Genomic DNA, 6,734 nt, shown 5'->3' with positions numbered 1-6,734 from the left:
GAACATATGAATAGGATAACAACTACCTGTTGTTGGCAAGTAGCAATTTATCTAATAAAAAGATCACTTGTTTCCAAGACAAGTGATCTTTTTATATACAGTACCTATACTATTTGTGAGATCCATTAGATATTTTAGTTCCCTTATTTATATTGTGTACTCATTTCCCCACTCCTTGGATTTAAATACTATATCCCGTTTTCAGCAACATCGAGTTATAGTATCGACTCGATATATAATAAATATTGTTTAATCTAAAAGCCTCTGTTATATTCACCTTTTATAAATCCTTCTTCACTAGAGTCAAATGAATATCGCTTTTCATATCCAACTTCATATTTTTCCATGTAATTTCGTTCTTAATGTGTAAAAGTGTAAACGTGGACATTTACACTTTTACACAAGTTCACAAAAATAATACAACAATAAATTTTTATATTGTAATATAATTAAATAGACTTCGTTATTTATAAACAGGAGGGATTTCATTGGAAGACTTTGATGATGAGCTACGCCAAATTGATATGGGTCAAAAAGAAGCAATACTAGTTGTAAGGGCTTACAATAGATATTTAGCAAAAACAGATGAAGACAGGGAATATGGAACAGAAGTGATTGAACGTATTAGCAATAGTGATACTACTCGTGAGGATGCAGATTTTATTATAAGATGCACGGAAGTTATTGATGATCTTATCGATAAAGTTGTCGAGGAGGAAGTAGCAAATAAAAGCTAATCTACTACTATAGGATAACCCTCCTAAAAAACATCTATCATATAGACTACGGATTATCTCTAAATGAGCTTGTTGCTTTACGAATGAAACATTTGCATTTTTAGAACTATATATTATCTATTCCTGAACTAGTGACCCAAGATATCACAGCAATAGTTCACTCTTTGTTTTTTGCCACTTTAGGTTCGAAACCTATCTTTGGAGTTATGATGAAGATGTATCAAGATTTCTAACGGAAATCTCTATTCAAAAAAATGATTAGTTTGGAGATAAAGCGGGCAAATTTGAGGAAAGGGATTTCTGCATAACATTTTCGAAATACTTTTATTTTAAAAATGACTCAGAAGCAATGCACAGCTGAAAATATTGTTAAGCGATTAGTATTTAAAACTCACATATAATTCTTTAGTCGAAAAGGAATAAAAAAAACTAGTTTATTAGGCAAACCACTTTTTCTTTTTACACTTTTTTCTTTTTGGTAAGTCAGGAAACTTCTTCATTGTGTCAAAAGCATGCATGAGCGTGAAATATGGATGTTTTAAAATCATTTTTGGTCCGCTCTTTTTCATAACTTCCTTAACTAAACCTTTCATATCTGGTTTATAACAATGAGTTTTGCAATTTTGACATGCTGGTTTCTTTTCTTGAAATGGACATTTTGATAAACGAAAATAAGCATAATCTTTTAATTTTTGACATTCTTCACATAGAGTATTTTGTTTATGTTCGTTTTTACAATACATATCAATCATAATGCTAATTGTTTTCTCTTCACGTTTAATTCGATTCATAAATTGACGCCTCCTGTTTCAAAGTCTCTCTGCTTTAATTGTAAAACTTTTTAGAGAGTTTACTTGAATTTTTAATGACAGTTTTTCTAATGTTTATCTCTTTCCTATGACTTAAATATGGTTCCTTCTTTTTCTTGTGAGCTTTGGGTACCTAAACGACTCGAACAGCAAGAGTTCACTTGATTTTTCCACATTATTAATTGATTCTATTGGAAGGTGGGGAGTATTTGAAGTTTACTGCTATATCAAATAATTCAGCCTTAGAGCACGCAATCTGCGTTTTGTTTCAGGAGCACTATACAATTTTTAAATTAATGGATGTGTGGTGGTACCGCTTTTTATAAAATTGGATTTTTAGCGGAATAAATGTTAAGTTCATTTTACATTTTGTTAATTATGGTATACATTGAAGGGAAGAGGTGGTGAACTTGACTATTTTTAACAAAGTAAAGGAAATTAGAGCGCGTTTTAATTTCACACAAAGTGTATTAGCTGAAAAAGTTGGAGTGACCAGGCAAACGATCGCAGCAATTGAAAAAGGGGATTACGTCCCTTCATTATTACTAGCATTGTCAATTTGTGATGTGTTTGATTTGAAGATGGAAGAAGTGTTTGTATTAAATAAGGAGGAAGAAGAGGATGAATAGATTGATGATTTCTTATATGATTAATGTACTTATTATGGCATTAGCATGTTGGGTATTCATTGAACTTTATTACGGCATTATAGAACTTGCCAATATTATTGACGCTAAGAAAGTAACTTTTGAAGTATCATTAAATATTACACCAGTCTTATTTTTATTAGTTATAGGTATTGTAATAACAATTTTTTATAAAATACAGAAGAAGAAATATAACGCCCTTTCATATCTGATGTATCCACTATTGTTTCCCCTAGAAGACGAACGTGAAAAGTTAATTACTGAAAGAGCTTGTCGTACAGCATTTGTTTCACTGTGGTATGTGTTAATCATCGCAATTGGATTTTTAGTGCTTTCTCCTATTTTTAATATATATATTCCAGGATATCCCTTATACATTGTATTTAGTGTTTTCTTTATTCAAATGACAGTTTTTTATTTATCTTTATACCGAAATAAAATAATGTAAAGTGAGACCCTCTTGTAAAAGCAAGAGGGTTCCTTTATATGCATGATTTATAGTGATTCCCTTAATAATTTTCTATTTTCTAACATATCATTTAATAGAATCTGTCCCATCATCAATGCAAAGTTATCCCTGGTTTTTGTATAGTAGTCATTAAGTTTTAAAAGATAGTCTTTCCTGGGGACATAGGTGATTACAAATCCATGGTTTACTTCTTTAGGAAAAGGAATTTATATATTTTTAACATCCTGGTTTGTAGTGTTGGGATTTTTAAATAATAAATCATTTAGATTACTAAAAAATTCTTTTCCATTAGAGATAGGTTGAATTTTTTTAGCTATGTGAACACCATTATTATTTTTATTTGAAGCTATTCCCCATATAATTACACCACCAGAAGCATGAGAAAAAAACGATATACTTTTTTCGTAATTCTTTTTATCATCTATTGAAAGGGCACTATTTGTACAATTTTTTTTGCATTGAAATGTAAGGAATATATTCTCTTCTTGCTGTGTAATGATCATTTTTTGAATGTATGAAAATCCTTCTTGTTGAAACTTTATAAAAATCTTCTTCGCATTCGCCAAATTAAACATTCTCCTTTTCTGCTTTTTAGCAAAATATTTAAAAGAGTAAATCAAAACAAGTAAACTTTGTATAGGAAATATATTTTTTAAAATTCTAATGCTTTTGATTTATTTTTTATTGTATTAATATCCTGGCATTGTTGGGATAGCTGGGCACATTCATGAAAAGCAAAATGTTTACACCCTACACATTTCGCTTTATTCAAATGTCTTAAAGCACAGTTAATTGCTTCTCCTGTATGATCAAAAAAGTTCTCTTTTCCAATCTCAGCGTATAATCCATTTTTAATTAGAGTTGTTTTCAACTCTGATTGAGCCCCTGAAATGAGAAGTACGCCACCTTGGTTTTTAAAATGTTGGACAATATTCCTAAAGTAGGCTTCGCCTGTTGTATCAATAAAAGGAACCTTGCCCATACGTAAGATTAGAATTTTGGGTCTATAATGAATTGTCGCTAAAATATTTTGTTCAAATGTTTGTGCAGCTCCAAAAAATAATGGACCTTCTATTGTGTAAATACTAATTTGAGGGCAATCATGAGCATTATTTACCACATGCGGTAATAATTTTTCATTCTTTGTTGTATGATCAGGAAGCACTTTTGACATCACAAGCATATTACTCATACGTTTTGTAAACAAAATAATAGCTAAAATAAGACCGATTTCCACAGCCGTTGTCAAACTTGTAAATACAGTAAGGGAAAATGTTACTAGTAACACAAGAGAATCTCCGGTCTTCATTTTAAGTATATGAACAAAATGCTGTTGCTCACTCATATTCCACGCTACAACCATTAAAATTGGAGCCATACTAGCAAGTGGGATGTGCGAGGCGTATGGAGCTAGCAGTAGAAGCGTAAATAGCACAAATACTCCGTGAATCACACCGGACATGGGTGAAACAGCGCCATTTTTAATATTCGTTGCTGTTCGAGCAATTGCTCCAGTCGCCGGAACTCCTCCAAATAATGGGGTAACAATATTAGCAATTCCTTGACCAATAAGTTCTTTATTACTGTTATGTTTACTATTTGTCATCCCATCCGCGACGACAGCAGATAAAAGAGACTCAATACCACCTAACATAGCAATGACAAACGCAGGGCCAATTAAATGTTGGATACGCTCTATTGTGATCTCTGGTACGTTAAACTGAGGCAATGTATTTGGAATCGTACCATATGCTGTACCAATAGTAGGCACATGACCTGAGAAAAATAAAGTTACAATTATAGTTGAAATCACAACACCTACTAATGAACCGGGTACTTTTGGCGAAATTTTTGGTGTTACGAGTATAACGAAAAAGCAAATTAAAGCAGTTACTACACTATAAAAATTAGTGGTACCGATATGAGTAAAGATTTCTTTCAGGTTTGCTATAAATTCCTCGTGTTTTTTAATATCTGTTAAACCTAAAAAACTAGCAATTTGTCCAGTGAATATAATAACAGCAATACCTGACGTAAAACCAATTGTTACAGGACGTGGGATGAACTTAATTAACGAACCTAATTTAAAAATTCCCATAAGGCATAAGATAATTCCAGCTATTAAACCAGCAAGTAGTAAATCTTCATACCCATAGGTAATGACAATTCCTAAAAGAATTGGAACAAAAGCACCTGTAGGCCCTCCAATTTGATACCTTGAACCACCAAATAGAGAAATGAGTATTCCCGCAATACATGTTGTATAAATTCCATACTCTGGTTTTACACCAGAAGCTATAGCAAAAGACATAGCAAGAGGAATCGCAACAACGCCAACAATCATTCCTGAAAGAAGATCTTTTTGAAAATGCCCTAATGAATATCCTTCAAACCTTCCCGTAAATAAACCTCTCATTACAAACCCTTCTTTTCTTTTTTTATAAATGCGGATTAAAAATGTGTTTCGCATTCGCTTATACAGGAGATTTTTATTTTCATAATAGAGAACGACATCCTAATATTTACTATAAATTTTGCTTAAATGGCGTTCTAATTTCCCTATATCTCCACCTTGTTGTACATGGAATTGTAATTTTTCCGCTAGAAGTTCTCCAGCCCGACTATCTAGCTTCTTCGTATCAATAAACGTTGTGACTTTTACTTTATCTGGAGTAATATCTCTACGAAACATCTGTCCTGGAATTTCAGTCCAAAAACTATTCCATTCTTCTAATAATCCTATTTGATCAAACAAAAAGTTCTGAATGCCGCATAACCATGCTGTACAAGCTGTGTTCCTTTTTTGACATCCAATACCATCTTGTAAATGTTGACATGAAACGCAACAAGAATACCCACTTTTAATGCAAACATTACAAACATGATGAGCTCCTATAGAGTGAAATATCTCAATTCCATGTTGGATGATATCTTCTTTTTTAGCCTCAATGCTCAATTTATTCCTCCTTTATCATTTCACTTTCTGCTTCATCTAGCTCTTCTAACATAGAAATTGTATCAATTAAATGATTGTTAAAAATTTTCCGCGCAACCACCAATAAATTCATAATCATAGGATCTCGAAGGGAGTATAATACTCGTTTTCCATCTTTAGTGCCAACAACAATATTTTTCGCGCGTAATACACTTAATTGTTGAGAAACTGCAGAACCTTCTTTTTTAAGAATGCTTTGAATTTCATTTACACTTTTTTCACCTTCTGATAGAACTTCCAAAATCCCTATTCGTAAAGGATGCGATAAAGCTTTAAAGAAATCTGCTTTAAATTGTTGCATTTCAGTTCCCATTAAAACACCTCTAGTATTTATTTACATTTAACATTTCAGAAGTATCCTATACATCTTCAAATGTTTGAATATGTATAGGATACTTCTGAAGCCAAGAATTATCAATACAAATTTAGAAACTTAAAATAGGTAAATAAATGGTTTTTGGTTGAAATTACGATACTTTCTTTCGTGCACAAAAATCCTATGTGTCCTAGACTATATTTCTAGAGAAACCTTATATCCACAGGTTCAAAGGCGATTGAATAAGGGAGAAATAATGCATTTACATGAATAGACTCAAATAACATAAAAGTATTAAAGGAAAGAGGATTTACGGATTTATAAGAACGGAATATTTATTCAAGTAAAGGTGAGCTGTGAAAAAATGTAACAATCTAGTTAAAGTATGACGAATAAAGAAAAGAACCCGTTAGTAAAAAACGGATTCTTTTCACTAGGTCTGCAAGAAATTCAAGGTGACTCCAATAAAATCACTTGTATTTTTTAGTGCACGCACAAGTTTGAACAAAATATTTATTTGAACGTAAAAAGGATTTATTCAAGATAAAGAAGCTTTTTGAAAAAGTAGGTGAACACCTAAAGGAAATTATTGAAAGACAAATTAATTTTGATGGGTTACTTGAAGATTCGAGGGCAATTGTTATGCTACACATTAATAAATAGTAAGTTACTTATAAATTTTCTGAATTAGTAATTTTAGAAATTAAAGAAGATGTATAGGCTTCATATCCCTAATTCAGATTCACTATATTTGGTAGATT

The 6,734-nt window shown here is 31.6% G+C and carries 7 protein-coding genes and 2 pseudogenes; 4 read left to right on the top strand and 5 right to left on the bottom strand.

Annotated elements, in window-relative coordinates:
• The first annotated feature begins 488 nt into the window (after positions 1–488).
• Positions 489–737 carry a hypothetical protein gene (locus tag RBB48_RS31295; RefSeq protein WP_306008832.1) on the top strand — a complete coding sequence of 83 codons (249 nt, stop codon included), beginning with the start codon at positions 489–491 and terminating at the stop codon, positions 735–737.
• Between the two features lie 41 nt (positions 738–778).
• Positions 779–1,138, top strand: a pseudogene (locus RBB48_RS31290) (integrase); the annotation flags it as partial.
• A gap of 36 nt (positions 1,139–1,174) precedes the next feature.
• Here the strand turns inward: RBB48_RS31290 and RBB48_RS31285 are convergent.
• The gene (locus tag RBB48_RS31285; protein ID WP_306008831.1) at positions 1,175–1,528 is read right to left on the bottom strand and encodes a nitrous oxide-stimulated promoter family protein; all 354 of its coding nucleotides are present in this window, start codon (positions 1,526–1,528) and stop codon (positions 1,175–1,177) included.
• Between the two features lie 428 nt (positions 1,529–1,956).
• Here RBB48_RS31285 and RBB48_RS31280 point away from each other — a divergent pair, with 428 nt between their 5' ends.
• Together RBB48_RS31280 and RBB48_RS31275 are read left to right on the top strand one after the other, a co-directional pair.
• Positions 1,957–2,175 (top strand): helix-turn-helix transcriptional regulator, encoded by a 219-nt coding sequence (locus RBB48_RS31280; protein ID WP_000151822.1) that lies wholly within the window; start codon positions 1,957–1,959, stop codon positions 2,173–2,175.
• Positions 2,168–2,641: a DUF2178 domain-containing protein gene (locus tag RBB48_RS31275; protein WP_144488908.1), complete on the top strand. Its 474-nt coding sequence runs from the start codon at positions 2,168–2,170 to the stop codon at positions 2,639–2,641. Before RBB48_RS31280 ends, RBB48_RS31275 begins: the two co-directional genes overlap by 8 nt.
• A 47-nt stretch (positions 2,642–2,688) precedes the next feature.
• Here the strand turns inward: RBB48_RS31275 and RBB48_RS31270 are convergent.
• From RBB48_RS31270 to RBB48_RS31255, 4 genes and pseudogenes are all read right to left on the bottom strand, one after another.
• A pseudogene (locus RBB48_RS31270) lies at positions 2,689–3,228 on the bottom strand (hypothetical protein).
• A gap of 86 nt (positions 3,229–3,314) precedes the next feature.
• Positions 3,315–5,078: a SulP family inorganic anion transporter gene (locus RBB48_RS31265; RefSeq protein ID WP_306008830.1), complete on the bottom strand. Its 1,764-nt coding sequence runs from the start codon at positions 5,076–5,078 to the stop codon at positions 3,315–3,317.
• 99 nt (positions 5,079–5,177) lie between these two features.
• Positions 5,178–5,618 (bottom strand): DNA mismatch repair protein, encoded by a 441-nt coding sequence (locus RBB48_RS31260; protein ID WP_306008829.1) that lies wholly within the window; start codon positions 5,616–5,618, stop codon positions 5,178–5,180.
• Position 5,619: 1 nt separating this feature from the next.
• Complete coding sequence (locus RBB48_RS31255; RefSeq protein WP_000536399.1) at positions 5,620–5,970, bottom strand: ArsR/SmtB family transcription factor; 351 nt, start codon at positions 5,968–5,970, stop codon at positions 5,620–5,622.
• Positions 5,971–6,734 lie beyond the last annotated feature (764 nt).

The sequence above is a fragment of the Bacillus sp. MMSF_3353 genome (assembly GCF_030733445.1).
Taxonomy (GTDB): domain Bacteria; phylum Bacillota; class Bacilli; order Bacillales; family Bacillaceae_G; genus Bacillus_A; species Bacillus_A wiedmannii.
Note: the sequence above shows the minus strand (reverse complement) of the source record. Positions and strands in the feature narration are given on the sequence as shown.

Coding starts and splice junctions, on each gene's coding strand:
- RBB48_RS31285 (WP_306008831.1), bottom strand. CDS start 1,528: ATGAATCGAATTAAACGTGAAGAGAAAACAATTAGCATTATGATTGAT.
- RBB48_RS31275 (WP_144488908.1), top strand. CDS start 2,168: ATGAATAGATTGATGATTTCTTATATGATTAATGTACTTATTATGGCA.
- RBB48_RS31265 (WP_306008830.1), bottom strand. CDS start 5,078: ATGAGAGGTTTATTTACGGGAAGGTTTGAAGGATATTCATTAGGGCAT.
- RBB48_RS31255 (WP_000536399.1), bottom strand. CDS start 5,970: ATGGGAACTGAAATGCAACAATTTAAAGCAGATTTCTTTAAAGCTTTA.